The sequence below is a fragment of the Rhodococcus sp. EPR-134 genome, assembly GCF_001647205.1.
Classification (GTDB): Bacteria; Actinomycetota; Actinomycetes; order Mycobacteriales; family Mycobacteriaceae; genus Rhodococcus_F; species Rhodococcus_F qingshengii.
In genome coordinates, this window is record NZ_LVCT01000451.1 from 1 (window position 1) to 18,901 (window position 18,901).

General features: G+C 60.6%; 20 protein-coding genes. 8 read left to right on the plus strand and 12 right to left on the minus strand.

Features of this window, described 5'->3' with window-relative positions:
• The coding region (locus tag A2J01_RS20985) for an MFS transporter (protein WP_064113493.1) at positions 1-1,193 on the plus strand (1,193 nt) is incomplete at its 5' end.
• 49 nt (positions 1,194-1,242) lie between these two features.
• Here the strand turns inward: A2J01_RS20985 and A2J01_RS20990 are convergent.
• The gene (locus A2J01_RS20990; protein WP_064113494.1) at positions 1,243-1,950 is read right to left on the minus strand and encodes a TetR/AcrR family transcriptional regulator; all 708 of its coding nucleotides are present in this window, start codon (positions 1,948-1,950) and stop codon (positions 1,243-1,245) included.
• A gap of 141 nt (positions 1,951-2,091) precedes the next feature.
• Here A2J01_RS20990 and A2J01_RS20995 point away from each other — a divergent pair, with 141 nt between their 5' ends.
• Together A2J01_RS20995 and A2J01_RS21000 are read left to right on the plus strand one after the other, a co-directional pair.
• A complete protein-coding gene (locus tag A2J01_RS20995; protein ID WP_064113506.1) occupies positions 2,092-2,529 on the plus strand; it encodes a GtrA family protein in 438 nt (145 codons plus the stop codon).
• A 50-nt stretch (positions 2,530-2,579) separates the two neighbouring features.
• Entirely contained in the window at positions 2,580-3,350 is a 771-nt protein-coding gene (locus A2J01_RS21000) for an ABC transporter permease (RefSeq protein ID WP_042452705.1), read from the plus strand.
• Positions 3,351-3,873: 523 nt separating this feature from the next.
• On the opposite strand, the gene A2J01_RS21005 is transcribed toward A2J01_RS21000, so the two are convergent.
• Entirely contained in the window at positions 3,874-5,355 is a 1,482-nt protein-coding gene (locus tag A2J01_RS21005) for a flavin-containing monooxygenase (protein WP_064113495.1), read from the minus strand.
• Positions 5,356-5,431: 76 nt separating this feature from the next.
• Entirely contained in the window at positions 5,432-5,890 is a 459-nt protein-coding gene (locus tag A2J01_RS21010; RefSeq protein WP_042452701.1) for a DUF5990 family protein, read from the minus strand.
• Between the two features lie 38 nt (positions 5,891-5,928).
• Between A2J01_RS21010 and A2J01_RS21015 the strand changes: the two genes are divergently transcribed.
• A complete protein-coding gene (locus A2J01_RS21015) occupies positions 5,929-7,083 on the plus strand; it encodes an alpha/beta hydrolase (protein WP_064113496.1) in 1,155 nt (384 codons plus the stop codon).
• A 33-nt stretch (positions 7,084-7,116) separates the two neighbouring features.
• Here A2J01_RS21015 and A2J01_RS21020 read toward each other — a convergent pair whose 3' ends face one another.
• The 4 genes from A2J01_RS21020 to A2J01_RS21035 all read right to left on the minus strand — a co-directional run bounded on the left by A2J01_RS21020 (position 7,117) and on the right by A2J01_RS21035 (position 9,778).
• Positions 7,117-7,449 carry a CD225/dispanin family protein gene (locus A2J01_RS21020; RefSeq protein ID WP_007731480.1) on the minus strand — a complete coding sequence of 111 codons (333 nt, stop codon included), beginning with the start codon at positions 7,447-7,449 and terminating at the stop codon, positions 7,117-7,119.
• Between the two features lie 180 nt (positions 7,450-7,629).
• Positions 7,630-8,196: an FMN reductase gene (gene msuE, locus A2J01_RS21025; RefSeq protein WP_064113497.1), complete on the minus strand. Its 567-nt coding sequence runs from the start codon at positions 8,194-8,196 to the stop codon at positions 7,630-7,632.
• A gap of 8 nt (positions 8,197-8,204) precedes the next feature.
• Entirely contained in the window at positions 8,205-9,263 is a 1,059-nt protein-coding gene (locus A2J01_RS21030; protein WP_064113498.1) for an LLM class flavin-dependent oxidoreductase, read from the minus strand.
• Positions 9,264-9,274: 11 nt separating this feature from the next.
• The gene (locus A2J01_RS21035) at positions 9,275-9,778 is read right to left on the minus strand and encodes a MarR family winged helix-turn-helix transcriptional regulator (RefSeq protein ID WP_047271105.1); all 504 of its coding nucleotides are present in this window, start codon (positions 9,776-9,778) and stop codon (positions 9,275-9,277) included.
• Between the two features lie 158 nt (positions 9,779-9,936).
• Here A2J01_RS21035 and A2J01_RS21040 point away from each other — a divergent pair, with 158 nt between their 5' ends.
• Entirely contained in the window at positions 9,937-11,241 is a 1,305-nt protein-coding gene (locus A2J01_RS21040; RefSeq protein WP_064113499.1) for an HNH endonuclease signature motif containing protein, read from the plus strand.
• A gap of 94 nt (positions 11,242-11,335) precedes the next feature.
• Here the strand turns inward: A2J01_RS21040 and A2J01_RS21045 are convergent, their stop codons facing one another.
• Positions 11,336-12,298: a sensor domain-containing diguanylate cyclase gene (locus tag A2J01_RS21045; RefSeq protein ID WP_064113500.1), complete on the minus strand. Its 963-nt coding sequence runs from the start codon at positions 12,296-12,298 to the stop codon at positions 11,336-11,338.
• A 174-nt stretch (positions 12,299-12,472) separates the two neighbouring features.
• On the opposite strand from A2J01_RS21045, the gene A2J01_RS21050 reads away from it, so the two are divergent.
• Positions 12,473-13,741 carry a vWA domain-containing protein gene (locus tag A2J01_RS21050; RefSeq protein WP_064113501.1) on the plus strand — a complete coding sequence of 423 codons (1,269 nt, stop codon included), beginning with the start codon at positions 12,473-12,475 and terminating at the stop codon, positions 13,739-13,741.
• 1 nt (position 13,742) lies between these two features.
• Here the strand turns inward: A2J01_RS21050 and A2J01_RS21055 are convergent, their stop codons facing one another.
• The 4 genes from A2J01_RS21055 to A2J01_RS21070 all read right to left on the minus strand — a co-directional run bounded on the left by A2J01_RS21055 (position 13,743) and on the right by A2J01_RS21070 (position 17,147).
• The gene (locus A2J01_RS21055) at positions 13,743-14,834 is read right to left on the minus strand and encodes an alpha/beta fold hydrolase (RefSeq protein ID WP_064113502.1); all 1,092 of its coding nucleotides are present in this window, start codon (positions 14,832-14,834) and stop codon (positions 13,743-13,745) included.
• A 170-nt stretch (positions 14,835-15,004) separates the two neighbouring features.
• On the minus strand, positions 15,005-15,631 hold the full coding sequence (locus A2J01_RS21060) for a superoxide dismutase (RefSeq protein WP_064113503.1): 627 nt from the start codon (positions 15,629-15,631) through the stop codon (positions 15,005-15,007).
• Positions 15,624-16,196, minus strand: a complete 573-nt coding sequence (locus A2J01_RS21065; RefSeq protein ID WP_064113504.1) for a flavin reductase family protein — start codon at positions 16,194-16,196, stop codon at positions 15,624-15,626. The genes A2J01_RS21060 and A2J01_RS21065 overlap by 8 nt, the downstream gene beginning before the upstream one ends.
• 105 nt (positions 16,197-16,301) lie before the next feature.
• Complete coding sequence (locus A2J01_RS21070) at positions 16,302-17,147, minus strand: LLM class F420-dependent oxidoreductase (protein WP_064113505.1); 846 nt, start codon at positions 17,145-17,147, stop codon at positions 16,302-16,304.
• Between the two features lie 88 nt (positions 17,148-17,235).
• Here A2J01_RS21070 and A2J01_RS21075 point away from each other — a divergent pair, with 88 nt between their 5' ends.
• The gene (locus tag A2J01_RS21075; protein WP_042922313.1) at positions 17,236-18,162 is read left to right on the plus strand and encodes a class I SAM-dependent methyltransferase; all 927 of its coding nucleotides are present in this window, start codon (positions 17,236-17,238) and stop codon (positions 18,160-18,162) included.
• Positions 18,163-18,406: 244 nt separating this feature from the next.
• A partial coding sequence (locus A2J01_RS21080) for an ABC transporter permease (protein WP_442971572.1) occupies positions 18,407-18,901 on the plus strand: 495 nt, incomplete at its 3' end.

Genomic DNA, 18,901 nt, shown 5'->3' on the forward strand with positions numbered 1-18,901 from the left:
CAGTCGCTTCCGCCATCGGTGGCGCAGCCGTCAACTTCGAAATGCTTGTTGCCGCTCGTGCCGGCCAAGGCGTATTCGGTGCGCTCCTTGCCCCGGCAGCCCTGTCGCTGCTGTCCGTGACATTCACGGATCCAGGTGAGCGTGCCAAGGCGTTCGGTATCTTCGGTGCCGTTGCCGGCGGTGGTGGCGCCATCGGACTGCTGCTCGGCGGCGCACTCACCGAGTGGGTCGACTGGCGCTGGTGCCTCTTCGTAAATCTCTTCTTCGCGGCGATCGCCCTGGTCGGAGCAGTCCTGTTGCTCGCGCCGCACACCAGTGACTCGCGACCCAAACTCGACATCCCCGGAACGATCCTGGTGTCGATCAGCTTGTTCAGCATCGTCTTCGGATTCTCGAAGGCCGAGTCGGACGGGTGGAGTGCAACTCCCACTATCTCGTGGCTCGTTGCCGGCGTCGTGTTCATGGCGGCGTTCATCTACTGGCAGACCAAGTCCGAGCACCCACTTCTTCCGCTGCGGGTGGTCCTCGACCGAATCCGGGCTGGCTCGTACCTGGCGATCTTCCTTTCCGGCGCAGGCATGTTCGCAGTCTTCCTGTTCCTGACGTACTACATGCAGCTGATCCTCGGGTACAGCCCGATCATGACCGGCCTCGCATTCATGCCGATGGTGTTCGGAATCGTGACAGCGGCAACGCTTTCGACAGCGGTTTTGCTGCCGCGCGTCGGTCCGCGAGTGCTGATCGTGAGCGGAATGGTCATCGCGGCGATCGGAATGACGCTGCTGGCCCAGATTTCCGTGGACAGCACCTATACAGTACACATTCTGCCGGGGCTCGTCGTCACCGGACTCGGCATGGGCAGCATTTTCGCCCCGTCGATGCAGGGAGCAACTTCAGGCGTGCATCACGAAGATGCCGGCGTCGCATCTGCCACGGTCAACACGATGCAGCAGGTGGGCGGCTCGATCGGAACTGCACTGCTCAGCACGATTGCCGCCTCGGCTTCCACCAACTACCTGGTGGGCCGCGAGATGAATCCGCTGACTCAGGCGCAGTCCGCCGTCGAGAGTTACACCACGACGTTCTATTGGGCCGCAGGCATATTCGCGGTCGGTGCGGTCTTGACCGGACTGGTTCTTCGGAGTGGACTGCTTCCGGATTCGCCGGAAGGTGAACCGGTAATCGCCCACTGACAGCAAATTTCGGGGTCGACGCCGCAATGGCGTCGACCCCGAAATCGACTCAGCAGTTCTTCCCGGGCGTTGCCTGAAACCGATGAAGGACGTGATCGAGTTGCTCGGAGGACAGCGCCGGCACGGGCAGTTCCCGATGGTCGGTGCGGGACGCGCAGAGTCCGTCGATCATGAACCCGAGTGCGCGGCGGTAAGCCTGAGGGGCCTCGTCGCCACCGAACTTCTGGGCCATCTTGACGACCTGCATGAGAAGCGGAATGTCGTTGACTTCGAAGTCGCTGCGCAGGGTGCCCTGTTCCTTGGCGCGATTGACAAGTACCGCAGTGTGTCGAGCGATCCCGGCGCGCGCGCGAGCGAAGGTGTCGGACGTGAAGCGTCCGTCCATCAGGAGATCGCCGAATCCGCGGTTGTCTGCCATGCGCAGAGAGATCACGTCGAGAAAGTAGACAAGACCTTCCCAGGCGTCGGGCATCTCTCGGGCGGTGGCGGCGATCGTTTCGATCTCGGAACACCGCGTGTCGAACAGTGCCTGGATCAGTTCGTCCTTGCTGGCGAACCGGCGATAGACGGTGCCGACGCCGACGCCGGCGTGCTTCGCGACGTCCGCCAGCGTGGCGTCGAGTCCTTGGGCAGCGAACACCTCTCGAGCGGAGTTGAGGATGCGCTCGAGGTTGGCCTTGGCGTCGGACCGAAGGCGCGGCTGTGAGCAGTCGGCCGAGGTCCCCGCATGAGAAGCCTCGGGGTGTGTTGTCGGCATCCTCACAGTCTACGGCACTAAGCGGAATGATCGATTCCGTTAGTGCTATATTGCTAAGCGGAACGTGTGGTTCCGATTGTCCGTATGAGAGAAGCCGATATGAGCACGTCTGACATCTGGGTCGGGAGCAATCCGATCTCGATGGTGGGTACGCGGAGTGCAGGTTTCGCGGCAACGAGGCTTCGCGCCCTTGCCGGCGACGGCGCCTTTGCTCAGCTCGTTCGTTTTGCCCTCGTCGGCGGAGCCAGCAACATCTTGTACTTTGCCGCTTTTCTGGCGCTGCGCAGTGACGGAGCGCTGGTCGCCAACGCGGTTGGTGCGGTCTTGAGCACCATTCTGGCCAATGAGCTGCATCGCCGGCTCACCTTCCACGCCGCGGATCGCGTCAACTGGTTCACCGCGCAGTGGGAAGGCGGTGGACTCGCACTGGTCGGGTTGATCGCCAGTTCTGCCGCCATCAGTGCGCTCGGCTTCCTTCTCCCGGGCGCCGACGGGCTTCTTCAAGCCGGGCTTGTGATCGCCGTGAGCGGAATTGTCGGTGGCCTGCGATTCGTCGCCCTTCGCGGTTGGGTGTTCTGAGCGGTTCTCGAATTCGGATCGGACTCGGCTCGTAGGGAACACTGAGACCCATGAGCCTTTCGATAGCCGACTCCGGCATCCGTCTGGCTGTGCTCTGCATCGTCATGGCACTTGTCGCCACGCTCGTCTACCGATTCACCTATCTCGGTAGCGTTCGGGTGGTCCCCGGTGCCCTCGCTCGTGGCGCTCTTCAGTTGGCTGCGATTTCGTTGATCCTTGCCGCCGCCTTGGCCCACATCTGGTCGGCGCTCCTCGTGCTCGTCGGCATGTTCGTTGCAGCGTCTTTCACCGCGGCACGCCGCTCGAACGCGGGGACGTCCGGAGTTTGGCTGACCATCGCGTTGGCGTCGGGAATCGGTGTGGTTCTGCCACTGATGCTGCTGTCCGGAGTGGTTCCGCTGCAAGGCGTCGCTCTGGTGCCGATCGGCGGCATTGTTCTGGGTGGCGCGATGACTGCAACATCGATGGCAGCCAAACGCGGACTCGACGCCGTCGACGACCGGTACGGGGAAGTGGAAGCAGCACTGAGCCTTGGATTTTCCCAACGAGATGCGCGGTGGGAGGTAGCCCGCACCGCTGCCTCCGATGCTCTGCTGCCTGGAGTCGACCAGACGCGCACCGTCGGCCTCGTGACATTGCCCGGAGCCTTTGTCGGTGTGTTGCTCGCGACGGGATCGGCCGTTCAGGCCGGTGCTGTGCAAATTCTTGTATTGGCAGGGTTGTTGTTGGCACAAACCTGCTCGGTGGCCGTGGCGTTGGAACTCGTCGCCCGCGGTTTCGTCTTTCGAGGTCAAGCTGTCAGGCCTGCGCGAGTTCGTTGATCTTGTCGCTGCGAAGGACGCGGCCGGGAAGATCGGGGGTGTTTGCCGCGAGGGTGATCATTGCCCTGCCGATGTTTTCACTGGTGGTCACGCTGCTGGGCCACACCCTGCGTAAGAGTGGGTGGAGAGGCACGGAGATTTGATACGACCGTGTCGATTCGTGAATCGTCCATGTATTCGACCAGCACTCTGTTGCCGACCATCACAACGGAACGGACTGGAGATCATCCGGCCGGAATGGCCAACTGAACGCTTGACCTGCAATTATGAGTCCATTTTGATCCGACTCGCGACTAAAGTCCCTACAAACCGGCTGGACGGTTGGCTGAAAATAGTTTTATGGACGAAGGAGTTGATGAAATACACGTTCTCGGATCGGAGTCCGCCGGTCGAATGGTAGAGGCGTCGGCGATCATCGTTCTCGGTGCGCTCTGTGCAGTAGTCGCAGGTTCGGGTGTGTTCTTTGTCGTCGGATCGATTGGTGGCTTCGCCCGATTGCTCTACCTGGTTGTTCGTGGTCCGCTCAACTCTTGCTCGGTACCGGTGTCGAATGTCGAGCTGGCGCCTTCGAGAACGTCATGTGGTCGTTGATGCTCCCGAACGTCGAGTGAAGACGATCAAGGATGTAGTTCTGACGCATGTTCCACGGTGACTTCGATCCCTGCTTCGGGAACTGTTCCACAGCACGCATGACGTACCCCGACGCCAGGTCCAGGATCGGCCGCTGGTCCATCTCTTCGCTCGCGTGCGGCACGCACTTCGAATAGCCGCGCTTGTCCATCTCCGTCAGCAGTCGGCAGACGTACATCGACGTGAGATCTGCTCGCAGAGTCCACGAGGCGTTGGTGTAGCCGACGCACATCGCGAAGTTCGGTACGTCGCTGATCATCATGCCCTTGTAGACGTAACGATCACCGAGGGTGACGGGTTCGCCGTCCACTTCGATCGACATCCCGCCGCACGCTTCCATCTTCAATCCTGTTGCAGTGACGATGATGTCAGCTTCGAGTTCGCGACCTGACGCGAGACGAATTCCGGTCTCGGTGAAAGTGTCGATGCGATCGGTCTCGATCGAGGCCTTGCCCGATCGGAGGGCTTTGAACAAATCGCCGTCCGGTACGACGCACAAGCGTTGATCCCAGGGATCGTAGGTGGGTGTGAAGTGAGGATCGAGTGGGATCTCTTCCGGGAGTTGGCGACTGATCGCGAGGTTCAGCAACCGCTTTGCACGCGCCGGACTGCGCCGGCACAGTTGGTAGAAACTCAGGTTCACTACGATGCTCTTCCATCGAGCGATGCTGTGCGCGAGTTGATTCGGCAGTACTGCGCGAATGGTGTCCGATAATTTGTCGCTGGACGGCAGAGCCAGAATGTATGTCGGTGATCGCTGGAGCATCGTGACGTGGCTTGCGTCCCGTGACATCGTGGGGACCAAAGTGACTGCGGTGGCGCCGCTTCCGATCACAACGACCTTCTTGTCGGAGTAATCGAGTTCTTCGGGCCAGAACTGCGGGTGCGCAACCTCGCCGGCAAACGATTCACGTCCGGGGAAGTCGGGGGTGTATCCGCCCTCGTAGCTGTAGTAACCGCTGCAGAGATAGAGGAAATTGCAGGTCAATGTTTCGTCTTCGTCGCCGGTCGTGACCGTGACTGACCACGTCGAGTCCGCCGACGACCATGATGCGGCCGTCACCTTCCGGTTGTACCGAATCTTCTTGTCGATCCCGTTCTCTCGCGCGGTGTCGCGCACGTACCGGAGGATCGAATCACCGTCGGCGATTGCTTTGGCATCTGTCCACGGCCGAAACGGGTAGCCGAGCGTGAACATGTCGGAATCCGATCGGATGCCAGGGTATTTGAAGAGGTCCCAGGTTCCGCCACTGTTCGCACGGGCCTCGAGGATTGCGTACGACTTGCCGGGAAGCTCGGTCTGGAGTCGATACGCAGCACCGATGCCGGACAAGCCGGCGCCGACGATCAGGACATCGAGGTGTTCGGTGCTCATCAGTTCGGACTCCGTATCGATCGTGTGGGGCCACCGGGCAGACTAAGTGTTCGATCTCCACACTACTGAACGATGCTCAGTAAGGCGAGGATGACCATGTGATCGTCGGCGGTCGGATAGCCGCACACAGTGGTTTACCTGCGGCGTCGGTGAGGCCGAGGTCTCCGTGGAGCATGCCGGAAGCGTCGGCCTCCTCGGCGATGTGCTCGGGGATCGCGTCGAGCATCAGCTTTGCGCGCCGAAACATCTCGAACGTCTGGTCATCGGATACCGTCACCCAGGACAGGTAGATGAAGCGTCCGCGAGGTGGACCCTGGATGTATGGACCGAGTAAGTCCCAGGCACCGGACTTTCGCTCCAGACTCGCTGTCAGTTCCCATCGCACTGTCTCGGTATCTCCCGGTACGAGGTCGAGGATTTCGTGTGGCTTGCCTCGGCGCTGAACGCCGACGTGGATGTTGCTGCGCTCTTCGAAGGTTGCGGTTTCGGAACACTCACGTCCGGGCAGGCTGTGACCGGTGATGATGATCTGCATATCGACATCATGCTCTGCATAGGTCGGGAGGGGTTGGCGTGGTGAGTCGTTCGGGTAGAACCTCTGTTGCGGCCGTGGTGGCGAGCATTCTGTTGTCGGGTCTCGGGTGGGGGTCAGGTGTTGCAGTGGCGACGGCGGACGAACCGGAAGTCGCGGGCGCGCTGGAGTCCTATGGCGAACTCTCGGCCGCAGTGTTTCCAGTCGGCGCCGGTGAGACGCAGCGGGTCGTTTATCGAACTCTGCGTACCGCTGACAGATGGGGAGAGTCGTCAGGGTCCGTGTTTCTGCCGGAAGGCGCCCCACCGGCGGGCGGTTGGCCCGTCATCTCCTATGCCCACGGAACTTTGGGCAGTGCGGATCAGTGTGCACCCTCGTCGACCGGATTCGGTCCGGGCGAGATCGAACCGATCGAACGCTGGTTGGAGCAGGGGGACGCGGTGGGCGCTACCGACTACTCGGGAGTTGGTACCGACGGGGTGCTGGCCTATCTCGACGGACATGCCGCCGGCGCGAATGCCGTCGACATCGTGCGGGCCGCGCACGAGTTGTACGGCAATGTGCTGAGTCCGCGGTGGATGGTCGCGGGTTTGTCCGAAGGTGGTCATGCGGCGTACTTCGCGGGACACGATGCCACCACTCGTGCGCCGGAATTGGATTTCCGTGGCTCGGTTGTCGTCGCAGGCCCCACACACATGGAAGGGCTGTTTCCGTTGGGCGGCCCGCTGTTTCCCGACATCGGTATCACCGGGCTGGTGGGATATGCGCTGTACGTCCTGGCTGGGATCGACGATCAACGACCCGAAGAGAACATTCGCGAGGTTCTCTCGCCGCAGGGGATCGAGTGGATGGAAAAGGCTCGGACACTGTGCGCCGGAGATCTCGGCCGACACATTCGAGCCGAACGAATCCAGTTGAGCTCGTTGTTTTCTCGGTCAGTATGGACGCCGCGCATGTACGACCTGTTCCGCGAGATGATGCAGGTGCCGGTCGACGGCTACGACCGTCCACTGCGCGTGGTGCAGAGCGTGTCGGACACAACGGTTCCTGTCGCCCTTACCTGGGCGCAACTGGTCGACATGCGTTCGCGGGGAACGCAGTTCGAGTATCAAGAACTCGCCGGAATCAGCCACGGTCAAACGACGGTCGCTTCGATGGACCAGACCATGGAGTTCGTCGATCGATTGATGAGGTGATGTCCTGGTGGTGTGGTTGTCCAGGGTGGCTGTTCAGCGCATACGCCGCGGACCGTAATCGTGGCCACCGTTGGCGAACCACACGATTGCCGCAATCGCGTACAGGATGCAGACCAGGAGTAGTAGGCCGCCTGCGATCCACAGCGAGATCTGACCGAGCCGTTTCACTCGATCGGACGCATACCGCGACCCGGCCACATCGCCGTCAGCCCACAGCGGATACACGTTGAAGGCGTGCGTGAAAGCGGAGAAGGAAAGCGGCCAGAAGAACAGCAGCGAGACCACTGCCCAGCCCGCATTGACGGGTGGTCGAATCGGGTGCTGAGGAACGGATTGCTGGACAGTGGGTTGATCCGGGGTGGTCATGGGGGGCTCCTGACATGAGGTGGCCCTTTCGACGCTACTGCGATGGAGCTGAAGAATCACTGAAAAACGGTGTTCGGTGATGCGATGTGGATCAGCGGCGTAAGTGTGCTGGATCAGCCGCATTGCCAGTCGGGACCGCTGGTGGTGGTTCCGGGTCATTGTTGTGCAGACGAGGGGCGTTCACGTCAGCGCAACTCGATGCCGCTCCGCGAGCATCCTGGCTACCGGCAGGACGTCCTTTGCTGCCATCTCGATACGTTCGAATACCTCGGGATTGAGGATGGTCGTTCCGTCGAAATCACCTGAGCTGAGATAGATTCCGACCGGAGCGGTCAGCGCTTGGAAGAAAGCGAACAGTGGCCGCAGGGCATGATCCAACACGAGAGCATGGCGGTCGCTACCACCTGTAGCGGCAAGAATCACCGGAGTGTTGGCAAGCGCGTACTGGTCGACGAGATCGAAAAAATGCTTGAACATTCCCGTGTACGAACCGCGGAACACCGGTGACGCCGCGATGATGATATCGGCGGACTCGACTGCTGCCAGCGCGTCGGCGGTCACTGAGTCGACGTGATCGCGATCCAGAGCAGATGCAAGACCTGGAATCAGATCCACGATCTCGAAAACTCGTGTGTCGATCTGCTCGAAGTCTCCCAAGGTTTCGACGATCAGGTCGACGAGGGCACGAGTCTTGGAGGGTTTTTGGAGGTTGCCGACAACGGCAACAATTTTGAGCGGTGTGCTCATCGAAACTCCTATTCTTGGGACGACTTCAGTGATTCGATTTCCTTACGCACAACGGGGGCTACTTCGGTGCCGAGGATCTCGATCGCACGCAGCATGTCCTTCTGTGGCACGTTGCCGAACCCCATCTGGATCATGATGCGGTCATGATGGAACAGTTCGTACTGCGCCATCGTCTTGTCGATGATTTCCTGCGGGCCGCCGAGGAAGAACGCACCCGCGGTGGTTGCCTGCGCTTCATATGCCCTGCGCGGCATGGGAACTCCGTTTCCGCGCTGATGATGATTCTGCATCCACCCGGCCTGGAAGTACGGGTACGACGTGTCGAGTGCTGTTTGCTTCGAGGTATCGACAAATCCTGGCGAAGCAATCGAGACAGCCAGTTTCTTCGGATCGTGTCCGAACTCCGCTGCAGCCCTGCGGTACAGATCGACGAACGGTTCGAACTGTTGGTAACTTCCACCGATGATGGCCAGTGAGAGGGGCAGGCCCAGTTTCGCGGCACGGACGACAGAGGCCGGAGTACCTCCGACTGCGATCCACACCGGAATCTGACGGTCCGGGCGGGGCGTCACGTCACCGTCGATCAGTGGTGGGCGAAGTTGTCCTTCCCAGTTGATCGGGTTCTCGTCGCGCAGTTTCAGTAGTAGATCAAGCTTTTCGGCGAAGAGTTCGTTGTACTGGGACAAGTCGTACCCGAAGAGCGGAAATGACTCCGTGTACGAACCTCGGCCGGCAATGATCTCGGCACGACCTTCGGAAAGCAGGTCGACTGTCGCGAACTGTTGGAACACACGTACGGGATCATCGGAACTGAGTACGGTTACGGCGCTGGACAGCTTGATGTTGTCGGTAGCCTGAGCCATTGCCGCGAGCACAACGGCAGGGGCTGAGACTGCGAAGTCGGTGCGATGGTGCTCGCCGACGCCGAAGGCATCGAGTCCAACCTGATCGGCAACGGTTGCCTGCTCCACCAAATGACGAAGGTGGACACCGGGATTCATCATCGCGCCGGTAGTGGGATCTGGGGTGAGTTCACCGAAATGGTAGACGCCCAATTCGAAAGCCATGTTGTTTCTCGCTATCTGTTCGTGGGGGTGATGGAGAGTTGTTCTACGTGCGCATCGCATGCGCCGCCTTGATTCGTGTGATGTGTGGCAAGTCGGAAGAAGAAGCGTTCGAGTACCGGAAGCTCCTCGGTTTCAATGAGATCGGAGAAGTATTCGGCGATCCCTCGCGTGTGTATGGCGGACGCTTTTCGAAGCGTCTTCTTGCCCGCAGGCGTCATCGATACCGTCACGACGCGTCGATCGTTGTCCGGTCTAACACGCTCCACTAATCCGGCCTCGACCAATCGATCGACGACGCGCGTCACGCCACTGGTGGTGACCAGGACCAGTTCGGCCAGATCGCCCATTCGGATCGTGTTTCCCGGAGCTTCGTGCAGTCGGAGCAGAACGTCGTACTGGCCAAGGGTGAGCCCGGTGGTGGTTCGAAGGTCCGCCTCCATCTTGCCGAGGATGACGCTGTGGGAGACGACGAGGTCGCGCCACACACGACCACGTACGTGTTCATCAGTTGTCATCGGTGACGCCCTCCATTTATTTGCGACCGCAAGTATTGCTTACTCAAATAATACGCGTGCGACGGTCGAACTATTCCCTGCTCTTATTTGCGCTGGTAGCGAGGTATTGACTCGAACGCATGTTCGAGTATGATTTGGGGAGGGGATCGGGGGATTCAATGAGTGTCTTGTTGTCGGACGTGGTTTCGGGTTCTGCGGTGGGGTTACGCGGACGTCTGTGGCAGTTACCTGCTGCCGAGTTGCGCGCTGCTGCGGTGTCGGCGAGTGCGGAGATTCTGCGCCTGGAAGCCGTTCGAGTGGCGGTGGTCGACGAACTCTCGATGCGCCCGGATGATCAGGTGATCGCCAGCCGCGGGGTCGGTTCGTGGTTGGCGGCCAACACGATGCTGCAGGTTCGGGACGGGAAGAAGATCGCCGCATTGGGTGCGGCTTTGCGGCCGTTTCCTGCGGTGGCTGCTCGGTTCGATGGCGGGGATTGCTCGTTCGAGCATGCCGTGTTGATCGTGGCGTTCTGCGAATCACCACCGAAAGGCATGCCGGAGGAGGCGCTACCGAAGTGCATCGACCTACTGTTGGCTGCTGCATCCGGTGTCGAGTCCACGACCACGAAGGTGCGGAACGTGATCGCGACCTTGGAGCGGTTGTTCGAATCGGATGAGATTCCACCCGCCGAAGACGTCGACCGGAACGAGTTGCGGATCGCGTCGACATTGAACGGTCGAGTGGTGATGCGCGGTGATTTCGACGCCCTCACCGGCGAAATGCTGTTGTCTGCGTTGTCGAATCTGACGATGCCCACCCCGGCACCGGACGGAACCCCCGATGCCCGGTCGGCGGCGAAACGCACGGCCGACGGGTTCACCGAACTGATCCGCCGCTATCTCGATTGCGCCAAGACCGGCACCGATGGTGGTCAGCGTCCGCACGTGAACGTGCACATCAACGCTCGCGATCTGGCGGAGCACCGGGACTGCGCCGCAACACCCTCCACTTCTGATGACGGAATGGCTGTATCGGATCTCGATGTCGGGCACATGCCCTGGCTCGGACCACTGTCCGTGTCACAGACCAGACTCCTCGGCTGCGACTGCTTCCTCTCCACCGTCCTGCTCGACGATCACGGCGCACCGCTCGATGCGAAACCAGGAAAGAGGTTGGTCACCGCCGATCAACGCGTCGCGTTGATCGCCCGAGACAAGGGCTGCGCCTTCCCCGGCTGCACATGCGTACCCGCCTGGACCGATGCGCACCACATTAAGCACTGGGCCAACGGTGGCCCGACGGTGATGAACAACCTGGTCCTGCTGTGCCGTTCACATCACCGGCTGATGCACCGCAAATCCGGGTTCGTCGGGAAATGGAAAATCCGCATCGGCGCCGACAACAAACCCTGGTTCATCCCGCCACCCTCGATCGACCCCGGGCAGCAACCCAGGCCGGCGAACACCACCTTCAAAACCTGAGAGGTCAAACCTCTTTGGCGACAACAGAACACGGACCGAGCACCGCATCGAAGGAGACCTCGATGCGGTGCCAACAGGCCGTGGGGGAGGCTAATCAGCGCTTCGAACGCTTGTGGCGGTACATCTCCGCATCGGCCGTATCCCAAGTCTCGGAAAGGCTTTGGGTCATGGAAAAGTCGGCTCGACCGATCGAACAATAGACGTCGGCATTCCGGAACGCCTTCTCCAAACACTCGAGCAGGTAGTCGACGGCGCGCGGCTGTGTATCGGGCAGAGCGATTCCGAACTCGTCTCCGCCCAACCGTGAAACCACCGCACCAGGGTGCGCGCACGCTGCCAAGATCTTGCCGGCCCTTTGAACGTATTCGTCGCCCGCGGCGTGGCCGAGTTCGTCGTTGATGGTCTTCATGTCGTCCAGATCGACGATGATGATAGCTCCCGGATCGGCGAATTGGCGGTACCGAGTTTGCTCGGCCTCGAGGATGCGATTCCACCCGCGCCGATTGAGAAGACCTGTCAACGGGTCGGTCTCGGCATCGAGTTGCGCAGTTTCGGCCAGTCGGACTGACTGCGCGCGCTGATAGTCGACATCGAGAATGGTTCCGAGAAGTCGGCACAGGAGATTGAGGAGGGCTAGGTTGTCCTCGAGTGCGGAGTCGCCCGCACTCGGGTCGGCGCCACACAGAGTGCCGAAGAGACTGCCGTCGTTGTGGAGGATTGGGATGCTGACGTATGCGCCAATGCCTTCCCACCTGCCATCGCGGGACAGTGCGCGCACGAGCGCGCGATTCGATGAGACTGGCGGCGCATTTCCGAGTACCACCTCGCTGCACATGGTGTTTGGCCAAGCCCGGGTCTCGCCGACTTCGATGTGAAGTGGGTTGGGTGAGACGGTGAGAAAGATTTGATTGGACCCGTCGAACCGCGTGATCGACCACAGTGCCAGCGGAAGATATTCGTCGAGGTAGGACACGACCGAGCGACTTGCGTCGTCGAAATTCGTCAGAGGTGGCAAGAGTGGCAACATCGGGATGGTGCGCGCCTGGCCGTGCGGCATTTTTGACCTCCTGATCGACCCTAGGATTCTGTCGATGTTCAGGCTCTTGGTCCCGCGTGCGACAAATCTTCCACGAACAGTCTGCCTCGAGAATCCTCGCGATTGCTGAAAGTGTGCTGTGATTCTTCCGACCGCGGGGCCGTGGATTCTTTGGTGGCCAGCTAATCTTCCGGTATGGAGCTGGCGCGTGGAGCGAACACAGTCGTTGAGGGAACTTCGCTGAAGGTGGCGGTGAACGGTAGCGCCCCGGGCACGGTAGACCTGATGGTGTTCCAGCTCGACGAACGGAACAAAGTACGGGACGACGCAGATTTTGTCTTCTTCAATCAGCCGGTCTCACCCGAAGGCGCGGTGCGCTTGGAGTCCGGCGGCGTCATCGAAATCGACATTGCGAGGTTGCCCGCTGACATCCATCAGCTGAGTGTTGCCGTGGCACTTGATGCGGCGGCAAACGGAACCCTGTCTGCTGTCGGGGGCCTTGGTGTCGTGGTGGAGCAGGTTGGTTCCACCGCCATCGTGGCTCAGGCTTTGGGGTTGACGAGTGAGAGGGCAGCGGTTCTCGTCGAGATCTATCGCCGCGGCGCGGGCTGGAAGCTGCGAAACGTGTCAGCTGGCTGGGACAGCGGATTGGCGGACCTGGTAACAGCATTCGGAGTGTCGGTCGACGAGGAACCGCAGGCTCGACCCGCCGGCTCTGCTGAAACGACAGACGGCATTCGGACCGTGCCCGACGAAGCCAAACTCTCCATGGTGAAGCGGGAGAAGCTGGACCTCCGAAAGCGCGAAGTGGCCAAGGTCCTGCTGACGAAGGGTGGCAACGGAATTCGGGCACGGGTGGTCCTGGTGATCGACAAAACCGGAAGTATGGCCAAGCAGTACCGCACCAGAGTGGTGCATCGTGTTGTCGAACGCATGATTCCCGTTGCGATCCAACTCGATGACGACGGCAAGCTGGAGCCGTACTTGTATGCAGTCAGCTTCGTCAAACTCCCCGAGATCTCTGTCCATGACGCGGAAGAGTGGTCGGATACCTACCTGCACTTGCGCGGCTCGCACGGCGGATTCAACTACGACAAGATCGGCGCCGCAAATCGTGAAGTGCCGATCATGACTGAGATTCTTTCCGGCCTGACACGTGGTTCGGCGCCGACGCTCGTCCTGTTCTTCACCGACGGTGGCTTCAGCGAGCGCAAGGAAATCACGAAATTGATGCGCGAAGCGTCTGGGCTCCCGGCCTTTTGGCAGTTCGTCGGAATCGGCAAGGCCAACTACGGAGTGCTGGAGAAGCTCGACGACCTCGACGGCAGGGTGGTCGACAATGCCGGATTCTTCGCGCTGGACGACATCGACACCGTCGACGACGCCCAGTTGTACACCCGTTTGCTGAGTGAATTCCCGGATTGGCACAAGGCAGCTGTAGCCGCGGGCATCACAACGCCGTGATTTAGCTGGTCGAAACCAACTGCGGTGCATTCTCTTTCAAGAATTCGTCGATGTGCGCCCAGGTGGAGTCTCTCGCGGTGGGGCCGGCAACGAGCCCGAGGTGACTTCCCGGCGCCTTCTCGAACCGGACCGACGGCGCGCCGGTGAGGACCGACGTGATCGCTTCCACCGAAGCGATTGGTGCAATCACGTCAGTGGTGCCGCCGACCGCGAGAACGGGAACGCTCAGAGCTGACAGTTTGATCTCGCGTCCGGCAAGCGTGACGGTGTCGTTGAAGAGATTGTTGCCCAGCATGAGTTGTTCGCAGATCTGCTGAAAAGCCTTGCCAGGGTATCCAGGCATGGCTGCCATGAACTTGTCTATCGATTCCATGCGAGCCAGTGTCTCGGTGTTGTGGAGGTTGCGCATGATGAACCATGGCTTGAGAACTTCGCGCTGCAACGCCGTCACCTTGTAACTCGCCTGAACGAGTGGAGCAGGTAGTCCGCCGACAAGATTGGTCGCGGACGTGAGTGGGGTGTCGCCCGTGTATTTGCCGATCAGCCTCAAGGGGCTGATAGCGGGAATCTTCGTGTAATCGATTGGCGTTCCGATTGCCGTGATCGATGCGATCGGCAGGTCGGAGTGAGCGGAGCCCGTGAGCAGAGACATGGTCCCGCCGAGGCTCCACCCGATCAGCGAAACCGGTGCGCCGGCGTGTAGATCCGAGATCGTACGGATCGCTTCGGGGATGATGTCGTCGACCCAGGCCTCGAAACCCATCCCGCGGTCGGAGTACCGCATGGTCCCGTAGTCGAGGAGGTAGGGCGTGTTCGCCCCATCCAGTAGGTGTGCGGCGAGGCTTTGGCCCGCACGAAGGTCGTAGCAGTCGGCTGAAACCGCGAGGGGCGGTACGAGGAGAACCGGATTACCTCTTGGCCTCCACAATGCGCCGAAGCGATACAGATCGCGGTGTGGACCTTCGCTGATCAGTACGGACGGGGTGCGTTCGGTCTTCTCGACACCGTCGCCGAAGGAGAGTCCCCATGCATTGCGTGCTGCGGTGTCCAGCGTCGGACGCCACGTCGCGATCAAACCACTGATATCGAGCACTGGTTCCCCTCGGAGTCGAATCGGCGGACGGCCGAGTCAGCCGCGCTCGGTGTATGTTACCTGCCTTCACATACATCGACTTCGTGGGTGCAGAAACCCAGCTCGGCAACGGAGCCACCGTGCCGAGCTGGGTTGATCGGGGTGGTATGGCAGTGATCGGGTGGGGACGATCAGGCGGGGACGATCAAGCCGGTCGAGGCTGTGGCCGTCGCGTATCGCTGTGCAACGTCTTCCCAGTTGATGACGTTCCAGTAGGCCTTCACGTAGTCGGCCTTGACGTTCTTGTACTGCAGGTAGAAGGCGTGCTCCCACATGTCGAGCATGAGCAACGGAACGATACCGATGCTGATGTTGCCTTGCTGGTCGGTGAGTTGCTCGATGACCAGGCGCTGCCCGACCGTGTCGTAGGCCAGTACTGCCCAGCCGGACCCCTGCAAAGTGGTTGCTACAGCGGAGAAGTGGTTGACGAATGCGTCGAAGGTGCCGAAGTGCTCGTCGATTGCGGCTGCCAACTCTCCCTCTGGCCGCTCACCGCCGTTGGGGGAGAGGTTCTTCCAGAAGATGGAGTGATTGGTGTGGCCGCCGAGGTGGAAGGCGAGGTTCTTGCTGAGCAGCGGCGCCTTCGCGGTGATCGTGCCGGCTTCGCGCGCAGCAGCCAACTGCTCGATTGCGCTGTTGGCGCCCGCCACGTACGTTGCGTGGTGCTTGCTGTGGTGCAGTTCCATGATCTCGCCGGAGATGTGCGGTTCGAGAGCGGCGTAGTCGTAATCCAGTTCGGGGAGAACGTATTCAGTCATGTGACATGCCTTCCTTTGAGGAAATGTTGTGAGTCGAGAGATTTCGATAGGTTCGATCGTGATAGACGAGCGGCGCTGACACGTGCTGCGGATCGATGACGTCGACGACGCGTGCAGTGACGATCACTGCGGCGCCACATGTAGTGGCATTCAAGGGAACCGCACGCAGGGCGTGGCCTGTCCCATGTAGGAACGGTTCACCCGTCGAGAGAAACGACCAGGGCATATCGTCGCCGAAGCGCACGGCGCCCCGGGTTGCGAACGTGGAAGCCAGTCGTTCGTTCGCCGAATTTGCCAGGTGAACAACAAAACTGCGGGCGGAAGCGATGACGCTCGCAGAACCTCGCAACGACTGCAGTGAAAACGCCAGAACTGCAGGATCGGCGCTGATCGAGATCACCGACGACGACGTGATGCCGGCCGGGCCGTCATCGCCCGTTGCGGTGATGATCGAGACGCCGGCGGGATGGTTCCGGAACGCCTCGACGAAGGAGTTTCGGATGGACGGCTCCGCATCAACAGAGTCGTCCGAAACAGATTGGGTGCCAACCAGTTTTGTGGTCACTCCTCGCCCCTCTTCTGTCTCGGGTTTTGCTGCCGTTGCACTGTCTTGTGCAATACCGACGTTAAAACCTCGAGTGCAGTTGAGGTCAAGATGCTGTGGCGGACCTCACCGTCCGAGCTTGGCTGCCAGGCGTTCCATGTATCCGACAACCTCTTCGGGGCTCTTGTCCGGAGTGCCGAACATTGCTTCGGTGACACCGATGTCTTCCCAGTGGGCGAGCTTCTCCGAATCGGGTTTGCCTGCCAGGACGGTTATTTCAGGCTCGCCGACTCTACCTGCTTCGGCCCAGATCTTTCGGAGCAGTTCCACGTTTCTGTCGATCTCCTGCTCGATGGGTGTAGTGATCCACCCGTCGGCAGAATTTGCGATCCACTTGAAAGTCTTCTCGTTGCCGCCGCCGCCCAACAAGATGGGAGGACGGGGCTTCTGAACGGGCTTGGGCCAGGCCCAACTAGGCCCGTACTTCACGAATTGGCCGTCGTACGAAGCTTCTTCCTTCGACCACAGTTCACCCATGGCTTCGAGATACTCCCGGAGTGCGGTCCGGCGTTTGTTGGGCGGTACGCCGTGGTCGGCGAGTTCCTCTGCATTCCAGCCGAATCCGACCCCGAAAACCACGCGTCCGTCGGAAAGATGGTCCAGCGATGCGATGGTTTTCGCGAGAGTGATCGGATCGTGCTCGAGGGGGAGTGCCACCGAGGTGCCCAATCGGATGGTGCTCGTGACCGACGCGGCGGTGCCGAGGGCAACCCAGGGGTCGAGTGTGCGCATGTAACGGTCGTCGGGCAATTCTGCCGACTGGGTTCCGGGGTGATCGGAATCCCTCGATACGGGGATGTGAGTGTGCTCCGGAACGTAGAAGGCGTCGAATCCATTCGCCTCCGCAGCCTTTGCTGCATCGGCAGGGCGGATGCCGCGATCACTGGTGAACAGGCTGAGTCCGTAGCGCACTGGTTCTCCTTCGATGGTCCGTCGAAAAACTGTAACCTGTTGCATCTTCGTTCGGATAGGTTTCCAGCCCAGTAAATCGATTGCCGACGTGACCGGGGACGTGGTGAACTCGGGCGGACTTGTTGTGGGTCGAGAAGTGGATGCAGTAGAGGTGGATGCAGTAGTGATGGATGCAGCGGAGATGAATCGGTTGTCGTGGAATGCGGCGACCGTCGCTCACAACAGTCACAAAGGAGACCAGGCACAGTTCTTTCGCAACGGCGGGTCGACCTTGTATCCGGAAGAACTGGCGCTGCTCGGCGAGATCGACGGCTCCTCGATTCTTCATCTGCAGTGCAATTCCGGTCAGGATTCGTTGAGTTTGGCCGCTCTCGGTGCCGCGGTGACCGGCGTCGACATCGCGGATTCCGCGATCGACTTCGCCCGAACCTTGTCCGCGGAATCCGGAATTGCCGCCGATTTCGAGCGTGCCGATGTATCTGCGTGGCTCCGCGCTGCTGCCGCTGGCCAGAGAAAGTTCGACCGAGTCTTTTCTTCGTACGGAACGGTGATCTGGTTACCCGATCTCGACGAGTGGGCCGAGGGGATTGCCGGTGTTCTCGCGCCGAACGGTCGATTCGTTCTGGTGGAGTTTCATCCGTTTGCCATGTGTTTCGACGAGAAGTGGTCGCTGACATACCCGTACGGAGGCGGGACTCCCGTGACCGAACCCCGTGGCGTGGGCGACTACGTGGCAGATTCGGCCGATCTCGTCTTGCCAGGCGCTGAGGGAAAAGGAGTCGAGAACTTCGAAAATCCTTTCCCCTCATGTGAATTCAACTGGTCCATTTCCGAGGTGCTAGGAACATTGCGGCGCGCCGGATTGACGCTCGAGTCTTTCGACGAGTACCCGTACGCCAACGGTTGGCAAGGATTCGAGGAGATGGCTGAACTCGGCGGCAAGCGCTGGGGAGTCCCGGCCGGACGACCCGAGATCCCGCTCATGTATTCGCTGTCGGTTCGCTTGGCCGACTGACGCCTATTTCCCCCGCATTTGCGGGTAATTGCAGACACAGGTAGTAATTACCCCCATGCCCTCGACGCCACTGACACGACGCATCGCCGTCGACCTGTGCCGTCTTGGTGCCAACTGCTGTTGCTGTTGATTCCTTCCGACTCTCCTGAGTGAGAATGGCGCCGCTCTGTGCGCCTTCGCCCCTGCATATGCGCCCGTTGCTGCATGTGTGCCGGAATTTTCCGTACGTCGAGGAAGAACAGCGATGTCGACTCCTGTCGAAGCAATAGAACCAACATCAGTCACGGAACCGAACCGTGAGCCGCGTCGGCCGTGGACTTCGAGTGCGACCACTGTCGGACTGCCGGTGCTTTCCGTGATCGCATTCTTGGCCCTGTGGCAGGTCGCTGCCGCGAGCGGCACCTGGAGTGAGACCTTCGTGCCGTTCCCGAGCACGGTCTGGCATGCCTTCGTCAACACGATGACCACGCACGACGGAGTGCGCGGCTACCAGGGTTACCTGCTCTGGGAGCACCTCTACATGACGCTGCGACGGGTGCTGGTCGGTGTGATCATCGGCGTCGGATTGGGCGTGATCCTCGGTTTGGCCATGGGATCGGTGACATGGCTGCGGAGCCTGCTCGAACCGTGGTTGACGTTCCTGCGCGCACTGCCGCCCCTGGCGTATTTCTTCCTGCTGGTGATCTGGCTGGGAATCGACGAGGCGCCGAAGATTACGTTGCTGGCGCTCGCTGCTCTT

Bases quoted from the DNA above. Each gene is read 5' to 3' on its own strand.
- A2J01_RS20990 (WP_064113494.1), bottom strand. From the start codon at position 1,950: ATGCCGACAACACACCCCGAGGCTTCTCATGCGGGGACCTCGGCCGAC.
- A2J01_RS20995 (WP_064113506.1), top strand. From the start codon at position 2,092: ATGGTGGGTACGCGGAGTGCAGGTTTCGCGGCAACGAGGCTTCGCGCC.
- A2J01_RS21000 (WP_042452705.1), top strand. From the start codon at position 2,580: ATGAGCCTTTCGATAGCCGACTCCGGCATCCGTCTGGCTGTGCTCTGC.
- A2J01_RS21005 (WP_064113495.1), bottom strand. From the start codon at position 5,355: ATGAGCACCGAACACCTCGATGTCCTGATCGTCGGCGCCGGCTTGTCC.
- A2J01_RS21010 (WP_042452701.1), bottom strand. From the start codon at position 5,890: ATGCAGATCATCATCACCGGTCACAGCCTGCCCGGACGTGAGTGTTCC.
- A2J01_RS21020 (WP_007731480.1), bottom strand. From the start codon at position 7,449: ATGACCACCCCGGATCAACCCACTGTCCAGCAATCCGTTCCTCAGCAC.
- msuE (WP_064113497.1), bottom strand. From the start codon at position 8,196: ATGAGCACACCGCTCAAAATTGTTGCCGTTGTCGGCAACCTCCAAAAA.
- A2J01_RS21030 (WP_064113498.1), bottom strand. From the start codon at position 9,263: ATGGCTTTCGAATTGGGCGTCTACCATTTCGGTGAACTCACCCCAGAT.
- A2J01_RS21035 (WP_047271105.1), bottom strand. From the start codon at position 9,778: ATGACAACTGATGAACACGTACGTGGTCGTGTGTGGCGCGACCTCGTC.
- A2J01_RS21040 (WP_064113499.1), top strand. From the start codon at position 9,937: ATGAGTGTCTTGTTGTCGGACGTGGTTTCGGGTTCTGCGGTGGGGTTA.
- A2J01_RS21045 (WP_064113500.1), bottom strand. From the start codon at position 12,298: ATGCCGCACGGCCAGGCGCGCACCATCCCGATGTTGCCACTCTTGCCA.
- A2J01_RS21050 (WP_064113501.1), top strand. From the start codon at position 12,473: ATGGAGCTGGCGCGTGGAGCGAACACAGTCGTTGAGGGAACTTCGCTG.
- A2J01_RS21060 (WP_064113503.1), bottom strand. From the start codon at position 15,631: ATGACTGAATACGTTCTCCCCGAACTGGATTACGACTACGCCGCTCTC.